At 42.7% G+C, this 19,318-nt stretch carries 16 protein-coding genes; 10 read left to right on the top strand and 6 right to left on the bottom strand.

Annotated features, from left to right (window positions below; translation table 11 throughout):
• Positions 1-47: 47 nt before the first annotated feature.
• Positions 48-335, bottom strand: a complete 288-nt coding sequence (locus tag HRQ85_RS04870) for a pyocin activator PrtN family protein (RefSeq protein ID WP_172378877.1) — start codon at positions 333-335, stop codon at positions 48-50.
• A 181-nt stretch (positions 336-516) separates the two neighbouring features.
• Here HRQ85_RS04870 and HRQ85_RS04875 point away from each other — a divergent pair, with 181 nt between their 5' ends.
• The 5 genes from HRQ85_RS04875 to HRQ85_RS04895 all read left to right on the top strand — a co-directional run bounded on the left by HRQ85_RS04875 (position 517) and on the right by HRQ85_RS04895 (position 6,322).
• Positions 517-1,305 carry a helix-turn-helix domain-containing protein gene (locus HRQ85_RS04875; protein WP_172378878.1) on the top strand — a complete coding sequence of 263 codons (789 nt, stop codon included), beginning with the start codon at positions 517-519 and terminating at the stop codon, positions 1,303-1,305.
• A 173-nt stretch (positions 1,306-1,478) separates the two neighbouring features.
• On the top strand, positions 1,479-2,741 hold the full coding sequence (locus HRQ85_RS04880) for an N-6 DNA methylase (protein ID WP_172378879.1): 1,263 nt from the start codon (positions 1,479-1,481) through the stop codon (positions 2,739-2,741).
• Complete coding sequence (locus HRQ85_RS04885; RefSeq protein WP_172378880.1) at positions 2,741-5,020, top strand: ATP-binding protein; 2,280 nt, start codon at positions 2,741-2,743, stop codon at positions 5,018-5,020. Before HRQ85_RS04880 ends, HRQ85_RS04885 begins: the two co-directional genes overlap by 1 nt.
• Complete coding sequence (locus HRQ85_RS04890; protein WP_172378881.1) at positions 5,017-5,646, top strand: hypothetical protein; 630 nt, start codon at positions 5,017-5,019, stop codon at positions 5,644-5,646. Before HRQ85_RS04885 ends, HRQ85_RS04890 begins: the two co-directional genes overlap by 4 nt.
• Complete coding sequence (locus HRQ85_RS04895) at positions 5,636-6,322, top strand: hypothetical protein (protein ID WP_172378882.1); 687 nt, start codon at positions 5,636-5,638, stop codon at positions 6,320-6,322. Before HRQ85_RS04890 ends, HRQ85_RS04895 begins: the two co-directional genes overlap by 11 nt.
• Before the next feature lie 34 nt (positions 6,323-6,356).
• Here the strand turns inward: HRQ85_RS04895 and HRQ85_RS04900 are convergent, their stop codons facing one another.
• The 3 genes from HRQ85_RS04900 to HRQ85_RS04910 all read right to left on the bottom strand — a co-directional run bounded on the left by HRQ85_RS04900 (position 6,357) and on the right by HRQ85_RS04910 (position 9,482).
• Positions 6,357-7,412, bottom strand: a complete 1,056-nt coding sequence (locus HRQ85_RS04900) for a tyrosine-type recombinase/integrase (RefSeq protein ID WP_172378883.1) — start codon at positions 7,410-7,412, stop codon at positions 6,357-6,359.
• Between the two features lie 326 nt (positions 7,413-7,738).
• Positions 7,739-7,948: a cold-shock protein gene (locus HRQ85_RS04905; protein ID WP_010430417.1), complete on the bottom strand. Its 210-nt coding sequence runs from the start codon at positions 7,946-7,948 to the stop codon at positions 7,739-7,741.
• A gap of 448 nt (positions 7,949-8,396) precedes the next feature.
• Positions 8,397-9,482: a PQQ-dependent sugar dehydrogenase gene (locus tag HRQ85_RS04910; protein WP_172378884.1), complete on the bottom strand. Its 1,086-nt coding sequence runs from the start codon at positions 9,480-9,482 to the stop codon at positions 8,397-8,399.
• Positions 9,483-9,752: 270 nt separating this feature from the next.
• Between HRQ85_RS04910 and HRQ85_RS04915 the strand changes: the two genes are divergently transcribed.
• Complete coding sequence (locus HRQ85_RS04915) at positions 9,753-10,946, top strand: multidrug effflux MFS transporter (protein ID WP_172378885.1); 1,194 nt, start codon at positions 9,753-9,755, stop codon at positions 10,944-10,946.
• A gap of 116 nt (positions 10,947-11,062) precedes the next feature.
• On the opposite strand, the gene HRQ85_RS04920 is transcribed toward HRQ85_RS04915, so the two are convergent.
• A complete protein-coding gene (locus HRQ85_RS04920; RefSeq protein WP_050633000.1) occupies positions 11,063-11,848 on the bottom strand; it encodes an ABC transporter ATP-binding protein in 786 nt (261 codons plus the stop codon).
• 77 nt (positions 11,849-11,925) lie between these two features.
• Entirely contained in the window at positions 11,926-12,687 is a 762-nt protein-coding gene (locus HRQ85_RS04925; protein WP_172378886.1) for a siderophore ferric iron reductase, read from the bottom strand.
• Between the two features lie 264 nt (positions 12,688-12,951).
• On the opposite strand from HRQ85_RS04925, the gene HRQ85_RS04930 reads away from it, so the two are divergent.
• From HRQ85_RS04930 to fhuB, 4 genes are all read left to right on the top strand, one after another.
• Positions 12,952-13,860: an AraC family transcriptional regulator gene (locus tag HRQ85_RS04930; RefSeq protein WP_172378887.1), complete on the top strand. Its 909-nt coding sequence runs from the start codon at positions 12,952-12,954 to the stop codon at positions 13,858-13,860.
• 206 nt (positions 13,861-14,066) lie between these two features.
• Positions 14,067-16,190 (top strand): TonB-dependent siderophore receptor, encoded by a 2,124-nt coding sequence (locus HRQ85_RS04935; protein ID WP_172378888.1) that lies wholly within the window; start codon positions 14,067-14,069, stop codon positions 16,188-16,190.
• A gap of 91 nt (positions 16,191-16,281) precedes the next feature.
• Positions 16,282-17,235, top strand: coding sequence for an iron-siderophore ABC transporter substrate-binding protein (locus tag HRQ85_RS04940; protein ID WP_172378889.1), 954 nt, complete (start codon positions 16,282-16,284; stop codon positions 17,233-17,235).
• A complete protein-coding gene (gene fhuB / locus HRQ85_RS04945) occupies positions 17,235-19,229 on the top strand; it encodes a Fe(3+)-hydroxamate ABC transporter permease FhuB (RefSeq protein ID WP_172378890.1) in 1,995 nt (664 codons plus the stop codon). The genes HRQ85_RS04940 and fhuB overlap by 1 nt, the downstream gene beginning before the upstream one ends.
• The last annotated feature ends 89 nt before the right edge of the window (positions 19,230-19,318 follow it).

Below are 19,318 nucleotides of genomic sequence, written 5' to 3' on the forward strand. Positions count from 1 at the left end.
TGATACTCACTATGAAACATAAGAAAAGTGGTTAGCTTTAAGCTGGCTTAGTGGTGACCGAATTTGCCATAGATTGATTCCCACTCCCGCTTAGCTTCAGCTTGCTTACGGTCAATGTAGAAAGCTAAATCATCAATAGAAACAAACAGTGGAGCTTTAGTGCCTTTGTTCGTTTCTGTTTCTTCATGAAGTCGAAAGGTAGGGATAGGGAATTCATTCGCACTTACTTTGCCTTTGGCTGTCGCGTATTTCATTCCAAAGTATTGTTCAGAGATCTCAGAAAGTTTTACTACTGGGGAACCAAATACAGCATGTAACGCATATTGAGTATTCATAGGGTTAGCCTCATTTTCACTACAGCAACGACATGCTATAGTTCTTAGTTAATCTATGATTATCTTTGTTGCCGTTTCGCTATAAAAGATAATCACTGTTTATTTAAGGTTGTTTGAGGTCATTATATGATCATAATCAAACAGCTTTCAAGGTGTTTGATTATGTTTTATTGGGTGTTTTATGCGTGAGTGGTTTACTAGTAACGAATTGCTTGGGTTAGCAGGTATGCCAAATAGCCTTACTGGTGTTGCACAAAAAGCCAGGAGAAACAAATGGTTGAGTCGAAAAGCATCAGGGCAGGGGCGAGCTTTTGAATATCATATTTCAAACTTTCATGAAGAGGTTATTAGGCAACTTTTTGAAAGAGAGAATCCAGGAGTCTCGTATGATGAGACCCAGGAAGAGCTTGCTAAGAAGTTGGAAGCGCTTGCTGAGTTCACAGAGTCAATACGTGATGAACAGAAGAATTCTACGTCAAGCGCTACTAACGTCACTGAAATATCAAATGTTAAGTTAGTAAAAGCTACTTCTGAAATAGGTGATATGTGTGCTGTACCTGTTTACAACGTTTACGCCTCTTGTGGGTTTGGTACTCAAAACGACTCTGAATACCAACTCAGAACCGAGTTCCTCCCTTGCTTATGGTTAAGACGTTTTGGCCTGACAGAAGAAGACGCTCGTATCATCATTTGTCACGGTGACTCAATGGAAGACACTTTGAGTGACGGCGATGAAGTATTAGTAGATACCCGAGAGCTCGATCACCCAGTAAAGCATGGTGTCTATGTTGTCCGCATTGGTAAGCACGTTTACATAAAGCGCCTGAAGTACGACATCATGGCCGAGGGCTATAACGTCATCTCAGACAACAAAGAAGAATATGATTCGTTTATCGTGAATGAGGAGAAACTCAACGAGTTCGCGGTAATCGGGAAAGTTGTTACCACCGTCATGAAGGCAGTGATTTAGAAAAGCGAAGGCGGCCTAAGGGGCGCCTTTTTTGTATGCAATGTAGCCTGCAGAAGTGGGATAATTAAACTTGTTTATAAATCCAATTAAAACAATGGGTTATGCCTGTATCTATTTTCCTTAGAATTAAGTTTTAATGATACAATAGCTAAAATTTCCTGCAGAATACTATAATGAACGCCCTTACTTCACATAACGCTGCGATGCGTAAGTTACTCCTCTCGCCTGATAAAGAACAGTTCCGCAGCTTAGTGGATTTAGATAATATTGATTTGGTATTGAGGGAGTTACTGACGATTGAAGAAATGCGTGAGGCGGGTAGCTTTTTTACAGGTCAAAAATTGGCTACAAAAGCTGTAGCTTTACTACCAGTTATCACTTCTCGTTCTGTTGTCTTGGATCCAACATGTGGTGCTGGCAATCTATTAATCGAAGCATCAAGGACCCTTGGTGTTGAATCTACACTATCAACAACTTTGTTAGCCTGGGGGAAAGTCCTTTGGGGCTTTGATCTTCACGCCCACTTTATTGAAGCGACTAAACTTAGAATTGTCGTCGAAGCTTTGAATCGTGGTGTTGAGCAAGACTGTGACTTAGATGAGGCATTTGAGCTACTCCCAAATATTCTCGTTAAAGATGCTTTGAGTGTAGAGAAGCTAGAGCTTGAAAAAATAAGTCATGTACTGATGAATCCTCCTTTTACTATTTGGCCATCGCCTAAAGAAAACTATTGGAAAGAGGGAAAGGTCAATGCCGCAGGTATTGTATTTGATCATTACCTTAGACTTTTACCTGAAGACTGCAGTATTAGTGCGATTTTGCCAGATGTTCTTCGCTCGGGTAGTAGGTATGATGAGTTTAGGTCATTTACTTCTCAATCAATGAGCGCAACAGTAGAAGTTTGGGGGCGTTTTAACCGTAAAACAGACGTGGATGTCTTCTTGCTTTCAGGAAAAATTAAGACAGCAGTCAATCTCATTAAATGGCATAACGCTGAGCAGAACTCCGTATGTATTTCTGATTATTTTGACGTTCGGACAGGCCCATTAGTTGCCTATCGTGACCCAGAAGATGGGCCTGAGTATCCATACTTTTACCCTAAAATATGCCCTCAATGGGGGGTTCTTCGTGAAGCCGTTGAGATGAGGCGTTTTACGGGTAAAGTTCTAACCCCTCCATTTGTAGTAATCAAAAGAACATCTAGCCCATCGGATAGAAATCGTGCATCAGCGACATTAATAAATCTTCGTCAACCGGTGGCAATAGAGAATCATATGATTGTTGTTAAACCTAAGGATGGGAAGTTGAAAACTTGTAAGAAACTTATGCAGGTATTACAAACTAAAAAAACTAATAATTTTTTAAATGAACGCATTCGATTACGACACTTAACCGTCGGTGTTATAAAAGATATCCCATTTGTAGAGGAAGAGTAATGGCTCGTAGACACTTAGGTAAAAAACCGTTTGATATGTCGGCTCGTGTACCGATGCAACTTGGTCGAGAAAGCATTTCAAGCTCAACTGTTGCTGTCTCTGAATTAATCAAAAATGGGTATGATGCTGATGCGGAAGATGTTCATGTGGAGTTTCATTTAAGGGATAACCCTGCGCTTTCTACGCTTGTACTCAGAGATGATGGTAACGGAATGGATGCAGAAACTATCTACGACCACTGGCTGAAAATAGGAACAGATTTCAAAAATGGTCTTGAGTTGTCTGTAACCAAAAAACGTATTCTTACTGGAGCGAAAGGTCTAGGTCGCTTAGGTCTAGATAGATTAAGCAAGAAGGTTGTTCTTTACACAAAGAAGAAAGGCAGTAACACAGTTACCCAGCTGGTTGTTGATTGGCGTAAATATGAAGGTACTAACGCTTCTATTTCAGAGATTCAACATGATATTTATGAGCAGGATCTACCTTTAATAGGTAAATATGGAGATATTTTCACGTCTAGAGATGACTCTGGGACATATATGGTTCTGATTGGCTTGAAAGACCGTTGGACTCCTAGTTTTATTGAGGACTTGAAACAAGAGCTTAGATTATTAATCTCTCCTTATAGAAAAGCGAATGACTTTTCTATAACACTCCACCGAGCAGTGAATAATACTAAGTCTTATTCAGAAGTCGTTGATACTCAAGAGCTCTTAAAAGCTGCTAGTTGGGAAGTCAGAGCTGAGGTAGATACTAGTCATAGAGTTTTACTCAACTTTAAAAATAACGTTACTGGTGAAGAAGTTAAGCAGTTACCAACACCATGGAAAGATTGGATCTCCAAACAAGGGGATAAACCATTATTTGGACCTCTAGAGTTCGAATTCCATTATATGGTGAAGAAAAAAGAGTTTCTCTCAAAAGTCGATATGACGACTCGAAACTGGGAGAAGTTTATGGCTTTGAACCGGGGGGTTCGTATTTACAGAGATGACTTTAGAGTCAGACCATATGGTGAGCCTACGGGTAAAGGTGATTGGCTAGATATAGGTTTTCGTAAGTCGCAAAGCCCTGGAGGTATAAGGCAGGGTGGTTGGCGAGTTGGACCGAGTCAAATCATTGGTGCAGTTAGTATATCAAAAACAACTAATGCTATTTTGAACGACCAAGCAAACCGTGAAGGGATTGTTGAGAATGAAGCTTACCTGCAACTACGCACGTTTGTGCTTAAAGTCATTTCTGCATTTGAAACTATAGCTACCAAAGCTGCGCAAGATGATGATGGGATAGATTTAGCACAAGAGCTAGAAAAAGCGGTTAAGGAAAGAGATTCAGATCTCGACAGAGCTATTGGTGAAGTTAAAGCTTTTACTAAAAAAGTTAAAAAGAATAAAAAGAAAACACCTCCAGCACAGTTGGTTAATCAAAAACTTAGAGAGTTAGAACGTGCGAAGCAGGCGCATCAAAAAGCTTTGGACGACTATTCTCAATATATGGAAAAAGAGCGAAAGAAGCTTGAAGAGCAGAAAGACACCCTTTCAAACCTCGCTTCTTTAGGGGTCCTGACTGTTAGCTTTGGGCATGAAATTCGCACGCATTCAGCTCTAGCCTTAACAAATGCGAAGCTGTTGACCAAAGTAGTAAGAAAAGCTGAACGTAATGGAGATACAGTTGATTATGATCAATTGGTTGCTCTAACGTCTCGTATGGTAACAGGCGCTCAATATGTTGACACATTTTCACAATTAGCCATCAATAATATTAAACCAGATAAAAGAAAACGGAAAAAAGTGTCCGTACCTGATGTGTTTAGATGTATTTTTGGAATGATGTCCGCATCCTTTAAAAAAATGGGAGTTGAGTGGAGCTTTGAATTCATAAAAATTCAAGAAGAAGATTTTAATGTTCGCTCGTTCGAAATTGATTGGGAAAGCATCGCTATTAACTTAATCACCAATTCAACTTGGGCGCTAGAAGATACGCCGAGGAAAGACAGACAAATCAAAGTGATTTTTGAAAGGCTTGGCGGTAATCGTCTTAAACTTAGCTTTTTAGACTCCGGTTGTGGCTTAGAATCAGGCCAAGAAGATACGATTTTCTTACCAATGCATAGTCGGAAGGTTGATAATAAAGGTAACTCGATTGGTACAGGTATGGGGTTGTCCATTATAAAAGGCCAAGTCGAGGAGCATATGTCCTCAGGAACTGTCTCAGCTAAGCAATACTCAGACTTAGGTGGAGCAGGTTTTTATATTGAAGTATTACAGGATACAAAATGAACACTATTGTATTTATAGACGATGACAAAGATATTCGAGATACATATAAGCTATCGATGGAGTTTATGTTTGAGGATGAGTTTGACATTGTTTGCTTAGATGTAGAAACCACTTTACGGGAGATGATGACGGTTTTAGACGGAATTACCGGTAAAGTTTCTTATTTTGTAGACGAGAACCTTAAACACACAGGTAATGCAACTTATAGTGGAATTGAACTCATTGAAGAAGTTCGAAAAATTGATTCCAAAATCCCGATCTATATTCTTACCAGTACTGCAGATGAAATTGATCAGTATCTTGGAAATATTGAGTTTGTAATAGATAAAAATGATTGGGAGTCTGAAGAAGACGAAGATAATCTCAAACAACGTTTTCTTCGTCAGATTCATATCTATAAAGATATTAAATCCGAACAAGCAAAACGGTTTGACCAACTATTTGAAAAGTCACTTTTTTCTACGTTGAATGATAGTGAGTTAGAAGAGTTTGACATATTAAACCTAGGCCGTAGTAAAAAACTCGTGGATGAAAGGCTTATAAGTGAAAACTCTCTTGCAGAGCTAAATGCTGCCTCTGATGAACTTAACGCAATCTATGCGGAGTTAACAAAAGATGATGAGTAGCTTGTATTTTCCATCGTTAAAACGACAAAGTATTCAAGGTTACTATAAGACTGAAGGTGAATTTTACCTTACTTATAATTGCCAGAAGAATTATGACAATATAGCTAAGGACTGCCAGTATAGGTGTGTGTATTGTGATGTTCACTTGGATGAGTGTGGTGGTGAAAAGTTTTCTCTGGATCATTTTAGGCCACAGAATGTTTTTGGAACAAAGTTCGATGGAATACTGAAAATTCACCCCTTTAATCTTCACTTATCTTGTCAAAAGTGCAATGTCTTAAAGTCGGATGATTGGCAAGGTTGTTTACAAACTCAGGATGGAGCCACCTTTCTATCGAAGAAAGGATATATTGACCGATTTGAAGTTGATGTTACTAGTTATCTAAAAGTTGATAATGATGGACGTTTACAGTGCGTAGACCCAAACGGACCTGCAAGATATATGATCGGTAAATTGCTTTTGAACCGAACAAATAGGGTCTACACTAGAAAGCTCCGTGAAGTAACTATTAAAGCTGATAGAGTCAAGTTGATGCTGTCATCTAGACAAAGAAAAGTAATGAATGATTGGGAGTCTGGTGATTTAACACCAGAACAGGCTAAACAACAGTTTAAATTATTGACAGAATTATTTGAGCGGTATACCAATTTGAAAACTGTTTCAATTCACTCTTAAGTAATTGGAAAAAGCCGCTTTTTAGCGGCTTTTTTCATATCTTACGTTCGTGTAATTTATGCGGGAATAGCTGGGTATAAACCTGCCACAATGTGTTTAAGTTCCTATGACCTGTTACTTGAGCTACTTCCTCAATGGTAAAGCCTTTCTCGAACAAACGGCTTGCACCTTCACGGCGTAGGTCATGATACCGTAGGTTATCAACTCCAACCTTTTGACACACTTCAACAAAACCTCGGCCAACTGAACGTGGGTTGTATGGGAAAATTAACTCTCCTTTTCGTTCTTGTCTCATCACAATATCGAATGCTTCACCAAGTAGGGGAACGACCATGTGATTGCCTTCTTTCTTACGTGGGTCTTTTCGGTCACGTACGATCACTGTTCTAAGTTCTTCGTTTAAGTCTTCCCAACGAATACCACACATTTCACTTACCCTCATACAGCTCAGGATGCTGAAGTCTAGAAGCATCGAGTAGGGGATCTTGTTTTCCCTACGCTGCTCGCGTTCTTCTAGTGCCTCTTTTAACAGGTCTATTTCATCGGTAGTCGGGCGCCTAGTTCGTTTCTCTGATTTACCGATGAGTTTCATTTCATACAGGATAGGTGTTGCTTCTAAGAATGTGTTCACGTTAGCGGCAACGTTGAATACAGGCTTAGCTCGTTTGAATACCGAACGTAAATAATAGATGTCGGAATAGACGGTAGAAGGCTTGGTTCCCGTACCGCATCTATCTTGGCAGTGCTCAATCAAGTCTTTAGTGGTTAGCTCATCGGAATAGATTTTTGCTATGTCGCAATCACGCAGCATTTTTAGTACGGTTTGTTTAGATCGGCCTGTATTGTCCCAGAGGTTTTTGTTTTCAATGAACATGTCTAGCAGCTGGCCAATGGGTACAGAACGGTCTTGAGTTTCACCTTCGTCTATCTTTCGGACTTCATTTTTTGCCCAGGCAGTAGCGAGCGTTTTCTTCTTATGAGTTTTGGAAAAACGTTGAGCAATTTTGCTCCGGTGTTTCACGGTAACAGTGGCTTTGTAGCGAGATTCACCGCTCGCTAGAGTTCGTTTTTCAATACTATAAGATGCCATGAACGTGTGCCTCTGAGGTGTACCAAAAGGGTGATTTGAGGGGTACAAAAGGTGTACCAAGGTTCAGAGATTATAGCAGTTTATTAAAGTTCTTCTAGGTTGTTATTTGCATTAAGTGTTTGAAAGTAATGATGTATGCGGCTTTTACTAGGTGGGGTAAGGAGTGACGTATTTTAGTGAAACTTATAGATTGTCGGTTTAAGAGCCATTGAGAGGGTGTCTTAGGTAGAAATAGTGAAGGGGAATATTACCTTAAATCTCTGAATAGCGGGTAAAAAAATAGCCAGCAGAGGCTGGCTATTTTTAGAAAGCTTTAAAATACTAAATTAAAGTACTTTGATGCTGTCAGCTTGTGGGCCTTTTTGACCTTGAGATACTACGAACTCAACTTTTTGGCCTTCAGCAAGAGTTTTGAAACCGTCGCCAGTGATAGCAGAAAAGTGTGCGAATACGTCTGGGCCGTTTTCTTGTTGAATGAAGCCGAAGCCTTTAGTTTCGTTGAACCATTTTACTGTACCAGTAACTGTGTTAGACATGATGATATCCTAAAATTAAATTTTTATTTTGAGCCAATTGTGGCACTGATAGCGCGGAAAAGTTTATTGCTATTGCGTACAACACAACGGGGTTACTAGTAATCCAACGAAATGTTTATATACAAAGAACTTTCTTTCTAGCCGGAGTGAAGTCTAAATCAAATCAGGGGATAGTCAATCGAATCCATAGTGAAAGGTTGCAGAAACTTGGGGGTAGTCAAACTTTGCATTCCTTAAATATCATGGAGTTACAGTTGTATGGTGATTTGTTGTAGTTTTTGTGAAAAAGGTGGTCGAAATTGATGACGAATTTGGAGTAAATGCACTGTTTTAGCGCATTCATTTTTGCAAATTTTAAGCCGCTAACTGGGCGTTGAGCCCACTTTTAACGGCTTATATTTATAAATGTCGTTGTAAGGTAAATGCCTTTACTTGAACGAGGTCTCGGCTACTTTTTCAAGCGGTACAGGTTACCATTATCGGTGCTGAAGAAGATGTCGCCGTTTGGTGAAGTTTCGATGTCTCTTATTCTTTCGCCCAAGTCCTCTAAAATGCGTTCTTCCTCGATTGCCTCACCTTGTTCATTGACTGTCACAATATTGATGTGAGTAAGTTTTAGTGCTCCAGCCAGCAGTTTGCCTTTCAGCTCTGGGTATTTGTCTCCTTGGTAAACAATCAAACTGCCCGGAGCGATTGAAGGAACATAGACTTTTTTAGGGGCTTCAATGCCATCTTTGGTTTCAGATTCGCCAACGCTGATAGGGCCCCAATACTCTTTTCCGTGTGAGGTGACTGGCCACCCATAGTTGGCACCTGCTTTTATTAGGTTGATTTCATCTCCGCCGCGCGGTCCATGTTCAATCGACCAGAGTTTTTGAGTCGGGAAATCGTAATAAAGACCTTGTGGATTGCGATGGCCAAAGCTCCAAATCTCATTGAGTACTTTGTTGTTATCCGCGAATGGGTTGTCGCTTGGTGTGCTTCCATCGGCATTCAGTCGTAATATTGAACCGGCGTGGGTCATGGTGTATTGGCCGTTGTCTCGATCACCTCGATCGCCGATTGAAAAATACAGGTGGCTATCATCAAAGGTGATACGGCTACCAAAGTGACGTCCGGTGTCCGTTCTGGATTTAGATACAAACACGTCTGTCCAATTGGTAACTTCATTATTGCTGTAATTAGCAGAAGCCAGTGTTGTTACGCCTTCATCATCGACGTCTTGACTGTAAGTGACGTAGAACTTTCCGTTTTCAAAAGGGGAAAGTGCGATATCTAATAATCCACCTTGGCCTTTCGCCCATACATTGGGCAGCCTGAAGAGTGTGTGTTGATCGCCTGTTTTTAAATCGACATGTTTAATGACGCCTGATTTTTCTGTGACTAGCATGGACTTATCGTTGACATAAGCCAGCCCCCAAGGGATCACGAGTCCGTCGGTGATCTTCTCTGCCTGCCACGCAAAGGCTGACGTTATAGGACCAGAGGCAAGCAGCGCCAAAGCACATGAAAAAATACGGTGATGAGTGTTCATTGAAGTCCCTTGATTATGATCATCTAGTGTTAGTCTAGCGCTTGTGGCAGATAGGCGGAAAGCCGAGGTTGCTGAAAAGTGACTATTCACATATTTAGTTGAACGACTATTGTATGATTATACAAGCTCACGTATGTTTACTGTGCCTTTCTCTATTTGATCCCATCGGAGCATTATGAACAACTCGTCAGCAGCATTTTCGCTATTTTCTCAGTTTTTATGTTGTGAGTTAGATACGCACGATTTTTCTTCAAATGGGCGTATTAAACGATGAGTCGTGGATTTGATTTTAAATCGATCTTACTTGCGTGTTTGGTCATCAGTATCGGTCAGCTCAGTATGGGCTTGGTGTTGCCTTCTTTACCTTGGATCGCAAAAGATTTTGATGTCTCGCTAGAGCAAGCTCAGCTTTTGGTAAGTGTGTATTTATTAGGCTTTGGTCCTTCCCAATTTATTTATGGCCCTATTTCCGATGCTCTCGGGCGTAAGAAGGTACTGTTAAGCGGTTTATTGATTGCGATGCTGGGCCTCTTGATGATCATCTTCTTCAGCCACTCATTTACCAGTATGGTGATGGGGCGATTCCTGCAAGGTTTAGGTACTGGTTGTTGCGCGGTACTTGCTCGTGCTTCCACACGAGACAGATTCAGTGGGGCAGATTTACCGCTCGCGATGTCTTACATTGCTATGGTTGCGTCTATAACACCTTTGATCGCGCCCGTTATCGGCGGCTTTATCAACTTCCACTTTGGCTGGAGCATGGTGTTTATCTCACTACTTGGCTATGTCTCTTTAGCTTGGGTGGTGTTGGCGTTCAAATTTAAGGAAACCGTCACTCAGGTTTCGGCGATCCCTTCACCGAAGAAAATGGTTTCTCAATATAAAGAGTTACTCACTTCGCGTTATTTTATGAGCTTTGCGAGCATCGGTTGGCTTAACTTTAGCTTGATGATCACCACTGTTTCGGTGATGCCGTTTATCATGCAGAACCAGATTGGCATGACGTCAGATGAATACGCGATGTGGGCGGTGATTCCTGCATTAGGCATGCTTGGCGGAACAAGCTTATGTAACCGTATTCGCCCTATGTTGGGTAACAAGAAAACACTGTTATGCACGCCTGTGTTACACATCTCTGCTGCGTTGTGGCTTTTCTTCTGTCCACTTGAACCTCTGTATCTCATGCTTGGTCAGTTCTTGATGATTCTTGGTAATGGTATTGCGTTACCTTGTGCTCAGGCGTTAGTGATGTTGCCTTATAAGAAGAACGCTGGCGCGGCTGCTGCGATGTCTGGTGGCGGGCAGATGGTGGTGTCTTCAATGGTGAGTATGGGGCTGGTTCAGTTAGGGCTAGGGGAAGCGTGGCATTTATCGCTCGTCATCATGCTGTTCACATTGATTACCCTGTTTAACATTTTGCGCGGTTTCAGTAGCCAAGAAGCGAGAGAGTCCCAGCTCAGTTAGTTGTTTAGGTAATTAGCTAGCTGCCTGGCTAGTAGAAACGAAAAGGCCATTGAAATGATGAATTTCAATGGCCTTTTTAATGTTCAGCGTTTGGGTTTGATTTGTCAGAATATAAGCTATTCGCAGACGACAGCGACCTTCTCACTAGCTGCTGTCTTAGCGGGAACTGGATGATCGATCAGTCGGATAGGGGATTCATACAGTGCAGACAAAGCCTGTTCATCGAGTAACTTATCTGCGCTACCTTCAAAGGCAATCTGACCTTTCTTCAGAGCAACGATGTGTGTCGCGTAGCGCAGTGCAAGGTTCAAGTCGTGCAGAATCACGATAACGCCAACGTCTTCATTTTTGTTCAGTTCAGACAATAAACTCATCAGTTGGAATTGGTGATGAACATCCAGTGCAGAAGTCGGTTCATCAAGGATCAATACCGGTGACTGTTGAGCCAGCAACATGGAGACCCACGCTCGTTGACGTTCACCGCCAGATAAGTCATCCGCTAATGCTTGTGAGAATTCAGTAACACCGGTTCTTTCCATTGCTTGCTGGATGATCGACTTATCTTCTGAATTCCAACGGCCTAGTGCGCCTCTCCATGGGAAACGCCCCAAACGAACCAGTTCTTCTACCGTTAAGCCAGCAGAAGCTGGGAGCTTTTGTGGCAAATACGCAATCTTCTTGGCTAAGTCTTTGCTTTTTAGTGAAGAAAGAGAAGTGCCGTCCAGTTCAACGCTGCCATGATCCGGTGACATCTGCCCGGAAAGCAAATTAACGAGTGTAGATTTACCTGAACCATTATGGCCAAGAACAACAGTCAGTTCATTAGTCGGAATCGCAAGGTCTTCAATTGAGAGAATGGTTCGTTCATCACGAACAATTTTGATGTTTGAAAGCTGAAACATGTCAGTCCTGTGTCTAAACCAATAAAGCGACTCAATGAAATCAAATGAGCTTTATTGGCCTTTAAAAATAGAGGGTGTTATTGCGCTGCTTTTTTGTTTTCGGGGTGTCTTGGACAATCGTCGCAATACTTTCCTGATTCGCATTTGTAAACTAAGCAGCAGCTGACTCTGATTAGCTTTAGCATACCTGAGTTTGTATCAACCTTCAGGCTGTCCAAATGACTTTCCGACAATTGGCATGCCGCTAACCAAAGCTTGGCTTGTTCAGTGATATAGTCGTTGGTCAGGCTTGGTTCGTGCTGCTGAAGCTTTATCAAACTGCCTAGCAGTAGATCAGCTAATAAATGATTGGTAAACCCAGGACGAATACGTGTCCACTCACTGATTTGGCTGCGATAAAACTCGGTCAGCGCAAGAATAGCTTCACCCGCCTGTGGAATCAGTTCTTCTGGTGAACCGTGTTGATGGTCATCATTAAAGAAACGGTAGCCTGTGACAAACTCTTTATATCTAAACTGGCCGATGTTCTTAATATCCGGCAGTGAGTGAAGGCCATAAATGGAAATGAAGGTCACATAGATGGGTTGCCAGCATACTAGATCCCACGTTCGGGTTAACCAATAGGCTTTGCCCGCTTCAGGGTGGTTTTGTGCGAGGCCATCGTAAACGCGTTTGATCTCTTTATGGCTATCGTCATTCGTTATTGCAATGCTCTTACTATGCAGAGCACCAAAGCTTCCGCTTAAATAAGGGGTAACTTGCTTTGAGTAAGCGAAAATTTTCTGATGTAGAGACGGCGCTCTCCTACGAGTGACAATATTGTGGAGCTGGGAAAGCATCTTAAACCATTAAATGAGAATCAGTTGCGTTATCATAGCGAACCTAATTAAGGATAACCATACAAAATGGAGCATCTACGTTGGGCTTTTGCTGTTTCGGTTAATTTATGAATTGTACGCGGCTTAGCCTTTTTTAAGTGATCAAAGCCTTTTTAAATGATAAAAGTATTGCTGAAACCAATATGTTTTAGATCGTGTTGAGCTTTATTCAACCCCGAAAGGTCAACACGCCTTAGCCACCACCGAGAATATGAAAGCTTGAATATGAACACACCTGCATTTGACCGTATCAGCCGCGTTTTGGCTTATATCCATGCGAACCTTAGTTCTGCGCTATCTCTAGAAGATATTGCAAAGCAAAGCTGTTGGTCTCGCTGGCAACTGCAAAGAGTGTTTCAAGCTGAAACTGGGCTTACTGTGGCTAACTATGTGAGAGAGCTAAAACTGAGTCAGGCTGCAGAAGAGCTACTTGATGGAAAAGAGCGTGTCATTGATGTTGCACTCGGGCTTGGATTCAACTCAGAAATTAGTTTTAGTCGTTCCTTTAAACAGATGTTTGGGGCAAGCCCAAGCCAATATAGAAAAGCGGGCAAAAGAGTAGGGCTAAGGAAGCCGATACAAGTATCTGAAACCGTCAGTGCAGAAGAAAAAGGCGTTCTGAGTTTTGTTGAAGTTCGAATCGACGAAAAAGAGTCGTTTCTTGTTAAAGGCATGACATCAGAAATCAGCGGCTTGTTTTCACTGACCCAAGATTTTGCACAAAAAGTCCCTCAGTTATGGTCACGCTTGGAAAGTGAGGTGAGTTTACCCGATGACAACGCACTGCAGTTTATTGGCGTTGTCGATCTCACTCAGTCATGCTTCGACGGGACTAACATTCATTATTGGGCAGGTGTCGAGCTTCATGACGAAGTTTCAATTCCGCAACTACCGAGTCTAATTTCTGAAAAGTTAGAAGTGCTGACCATTCCTAAGCAAACCTATGCCGTGGTGAAGCACTGCGGGCCTATCGAGAATCTGCGACATACCTTGAGTTGGTTTGTGCTGAATTGGATGCCAAGTTCCGGCTATCGTGGTCTTGATGGTTATGAGCTTGAAGTGTACCCATTTGGCTATCAAGCTCATGCTTCTAATGCAGAAATGGAGTACTGGATCCCTATAATTAAATCGTAGTCATATCCTCGTCATTCCCTCCCTAGCAAAGCCTTCTTGTTGAGAGGGCTAATTGTATTTTTAATCATCAATTGACCTATATTTCATTAAAATAGGCCAAGTTCTTTTTGAACTTGCACCAAATTGTTAATTATCCCATTCATAGATACATACAATGCAAATGAGATTTATTATTATTTATATTAAGCATTGGTACCGAGGGAATTATGACCACTCACACTCGTTTTAAGTATTCATCATTAGCAGTCGCTTTGTTGACTGCGTTCTCAGCGCAAGCGTTGGCGGAAGAAACCGTTACTGCGGCAGATTCGAATGTAGAAACTGTCACAATTATGGGCAAAGCGTATCGTAATACAGCAACGAAATCGGCACTTGAGCCAGAAGAAACGCCTCAAGGTATTACGGTTATTGATGAAGAACAGTTAGAGCAACGAGGTGTTCAATCTTTGAATCAAGCCCTTCGTTATGCACCGGGTGTTGTAACTGAAAACCGTGGTAGCTCGGTAGCAATGTTTGATTCTTACTCTATCCGTGGTTTTGCTACCAACAACGTCAACTACTACGATGGTCTTTCACTTCAATTCTTGAATGGTTGGAACCTACAACCGCAGATTGATCCGATCGCAATGCAACAAGTTGAGATCTTCAAGGGGCCTACCTCTGTGCTTTATGGCGCAATGCCACCGGGTGGTATGGTGAACATGATTGCTAAAGCTCCGCAAACGGAATCGTCGACTAAAGTTGGTGTAGCAACAGGCTCTCGCAATCTACAAGAAGCTTCTATTGATACCACTGGTCAGTTTGGTGACAGTGATTTTTCTTACCGTTTGATCGCACTTGCTCGCAAGCAAGACAGCCAAGTTGATAATGCAGAAGAAGAGCGTTACTTAATTGCACCTTCTGTGGACTGGCAAGCAACCGACAACACATTAATCAACTTCAATCTGTACTACCAGAATGATCCTTCAATGGGCATCAACTCGGCAATGCCACTCGATGTGCTTAAAGCAAGCGATCCATCTGTTTCTATGGGTGACAAGAACTGGAGTAAATTCGAACGTGAAGTGTTGATGGTTGGCTATAAGATTAACCATAACTTCAATAACAATTGGACGTTCTTACAGAATGCTCGCTATACCGACGCATCTCTATATCAAGAGAACACTTACCATGTGAGTTACGATCCAAGTACGCCGAACCAGCTAGACCGTTACTTGTACTCTACTGATGAGAGCTTTAAAGGTTTTGTTATTGATAACCAGTTGAGCGGTATCGTTAATGTTGGTTCAGTAGAACACAACTTATTGCTTGGTTTAGATTACCAAGACCTAGATGGCAATGTTAACTACTCGTCGTACAGTGCGAATGGTAGTGGTTTCAATAGCTTTGATCCATTGAACCCGAACAATGATCTACTAGACCGTAGTGATGTGACTAAGACAGGTGAATATCTAGATGACACGACGTCAAGTCAGCTAGGTTTCTATGTTCAAGACCAAGTTCGTCTGGACGCACTAGTACTGATTGCGGGTGCGCGATTTGATCACTACAAATCTGAGAGTGATTACTACGCCCATGAATCTGATCACAAGCAGTTCACTTACCGTTTAGGTGGCTTGTATCAGTTTGATAATGGATTAGCGCCATTCGCAAGTTACGCGACGAGCTTCGAACCAGCTCCGGGTGTTGATAAAGCGGGCAATGAGTTTGATCCAGAGAACGCACAACAAGCAGAGATTGGTGTGAAATACCTGTCTGACGATATGTCGAAAGAAGCAACGGTTTCTTTCTTCCATATTGTTAAGCAAGACATGTTGATGACAGACCCGACAAACGTTTATGGTCCAAGAATCCAAGTTGGTGAAGTGGTATCGCAAGGTGCAGAACTATCTGGACGTTGGTTTGCGACAGAAAACTTCGATATTGCGGCTTCATACTCGTATGTTGATATGGAAATTACCGAAGACTCTAGCAACGGTTTAGAAGGTACGACACCAATCTATGTGCCTGAACACACAGCTAACATGTGGGCTAACTACAACGTCTTTAACGGCATGCTAGCAGGCTCTCGATTCAGTGCAGGTGCTCGTTACGTTGGCGAAATGCAAATGGACGCAAGCAATACTCAAGGTAAAGTTCCGTCTTACACAGTTGTTGATTTGTCGGTGGGGTATGATTTGGGAGCAGCAAGCGATACGCTATCTGGCGCAACAGCGAACCTAGCCGTGAACAATATTTTCAACGAAGAATATTACGCGTGTTACGACCAATCGAACTGCTGGTTCGGTGCTGAGCAGTCTGTAGAGTTAAGTGTGAACTATGAATTCTAACTAGGTTAGGGTGATCAATTTTAAAGCAGCCTTTACTGGGCTGCTTTTGTCGTTTGAAGAAATATAGAATTTAGATTGAGTAGGCAACAGTATGAATTTACAACGAATAGCTTCCCATTTTTCTAAAGTAAAGAGCTTGAATGCAAAGCTGGTGGTAACCGTATTAGCGAGCGCTTTATCGTTTAATGCGATGGCCAACTATCAAGTTGAAGACAGTGAGGGCGTTAAAACCCTTGAAGCTCAGCCTGTTAGAGTGGCAGCGCTGAACTGGGACATAGCTGAACAAGTGATTGAACTCGGTGTCACGCCAGTAGCAGTACCTGATATTGCGGGTTATACCGATTGGGTTGTTCAACCTGCGATTCCAGAAGGCGTGGCGGACATTGGCACACGAACAGAGCCTAATTTTTCTGCTTTGAAGAAGCTAAACCCTGATGTGATTCTTATTGCTTCACCGCAGAAAGATCTTCAGGAACGACTTTCTGAAATCGCGCCCGTGCTTTACTACCAAACGTACAGTGATCAACACAACAATGCAGCGGCTGCTATCGAGAACTTCAAGAAGATCGGCCAGCTGCTTGGCAAAGAAGAACAAGCGAATCAAAAGCTGGCCGCAATGGATGAACGAATCGCAGCTCTTAAGGCTGAATTAGATAAAGCGTATCCAGGCGACAAACCGAAAGTGACCTCTTTCCGTTTTGCGAGCACCACTTCGGTATACATTTACGGTGATAACTCGATTCCACAATATGCACTTGAGCAACTAGGCTTTGACAATGCGATGGATCTGCCTGCAAGTCAGTGGGGTATTAGTCAAAAGCGTATGACCGAGCTTAAGAACGTGAAGAAGGGGATTGTGCTTTACTTTGAACCTTTCCCGTATCAAGACAAGCTAGACCGTTCTCCGGTTTGGAAGAGCATGCCCTTTGTTCGCAATGGTCAATTTAGCCCAGTCGCGGCAAGTTGGAGCTACGGCGGTGCTATGTCGATCTTGTATAACGCAGAAGCCATGGCGCAATCGTTGTTGACGCTAGCGGAGAAGTAATGAAATCCAGTGGTTTTATGATGGGGGCTGCGCTGCTTTGTACTGCCCTTGTTCATTTATGGTTAGGGCAGTCGGAATTTGGCCCTATTGGTGAGTTGCTTCAGCAAGTCTCACAGATCAGTGACATCGCTACATTCAATTCAATGGTCGATGATTCATTCGAGTTGATGACGTTAGCCTATGTCAACTTACCTCGCTTAGTGATGGCGATTTTGGTTGGTGGAACACTCGGCACTATCGGTAGTTTGTTCCAACAGTTAACGCAAAACCGAATGATGTCTCCGCTTACACTCGGTACATCATCAGGGGCGTGGCTTGGTCTGGTCATTCTTAATGTGGTTGCGCCGATGTTGGTTGCTCAATATTCGGTTTGGTTTGCGCTAATCGGTGCGCTGCTTGCGATGGGGCTGATTGTTTCGATTGTTGGCATCAAAAACATGAGCGGCTTGCCAATTGTATTAGTGGGTATGGCGGTCAACTTGTTGCTAGGTGCATTTGCAACGGCAATTATTCTGCTTAACGACCAGTACGCACAAAATCTGTTTGTGTGGGGAGCGGGCGACCTAGGACAGAATGGTTGGGAACAAGTGCTTTGGTTGATGCCTAAGCTGTTGCCGATTTTTGCCATATTCTTGTTGGCGCCACGAGTTCTAACTTTGCTTTCGATTGGTACTGAAGGAGCAGCAGCGCGCGGGCTTAACATCGGGGCAACCTTCTTTGTGTTAATGGCAATTGGCGTTTGGTTGGTCTCAGTGTCGATTACCTCAGTGGGCGTGATCAGTTTTATCGGCTTGATTGCCCCGAACATCGCTAGGCATCTAGGTTTTCTAAAGGCCAAATCTGAACTCATCGCGAGTTGTGTATTAGGTGCGCTGCTGCTTTGTGTGACCGACAGCTTGGCGATCTTCTTGGCACAATGGTCTTTGGACATGATTCCAACAGGGACGGCAACTGCAGTGATTGGTGCTCCAGCTTTGATCATTATTGCTCGCAAGCAAATGTCTGCTCAAGACCAGCTGTTTTTTTCGATTCCTAAAGGGCCAAAGTTTATTTCACCTTTGGCCTACTTCTTGTTAGGCACAATGATCTTCGGTTTGTTGGCGTTAAGCACGTTGTCACAGCCATCTTCTGATATGGGCTACTTTGTTATCCCAGACGCATTTGAATGGTCTATTCGTTGGCCGAGAATGTTAACCGCGATATTCGCTGGTGGCGGCTTAGCGGTGGCGGGTGTGATTTTACAAAGATTGGTCTACAACCCGCTCGCAAGCCCAGATATTCTTGGTGTGTCGGCGGGTGCGGTTCTGGCGTTGATTTTCAGTAGCCTGTTTATGGGGTACTCAATTCACTCGCTAAGTCCGTGGGTTGCATTTTTAGGTAGTGCGATTGCGCTTTGTTTATTGCTGTTCCTTGGCAAGAAGTATCAGTTTGCTCCGTCTATTCTAATTTTGACAGGTATCTCGCTGACCGCGGTACTGGAAGCCTTGGTGCAATTCTCTTTAACGCGAGTGGGTGAGGGGAAATACACCTTATTAGCTTGGTTAGCAGGATCTACCTATCGTGTTGAACCTGAGTCAGCAGTAATTATGACCATGGTGATAACGGCTTCTATCGGGGCTGCTTTGCTGTTGAGTCGTTGGGTGACCCTAATTGCGACGGGACGTCAGTTCGCGAGCGCCAGAGGGTTGAATATCAATATCGCCTACGTGGCATTGTTGTGTATTGTTGCGATCTTATGTTCGGTCGTGACAACCACCATGGGGCCTGTTGCGTTTGTCGGCTTGTTAGCTCCGCATATCGCTGCAATGGTGGGGGCTCGTTTGGTTCGAGAGCAGATCATCTTGTCGTTTTTAATTGGTGCTGCTCTCATGTTATTTGCTGACTGGTTAGGGCAAGTGGTGGTGTTCCCAGCGCAGCTTGCGGCAGGGACGTTAGTTTCCATTATTGGTGGCAGCTACTTTATCTTCTTGCTACTGAAATCTCGAAGAACATAGGTTCTCCCAAAACTGAGAGTCCTTGATTATCAAAGCTACGAATGAAAAGCAGTGAATGGAGCGATCCATCACTGCTTTTTTGTTGATGT

The sequence above is a fragment of the Vibrio sp. Vb339 genome (assembly GCF_902751245.1).
Taxonomy (GTDB): domain Bacteria; phylum Pseudomonadota; class Gammaproteobacteria; order Enterobacterales; family Vibrionaceae; genus Vibrio; species Vibrio coralliirubri.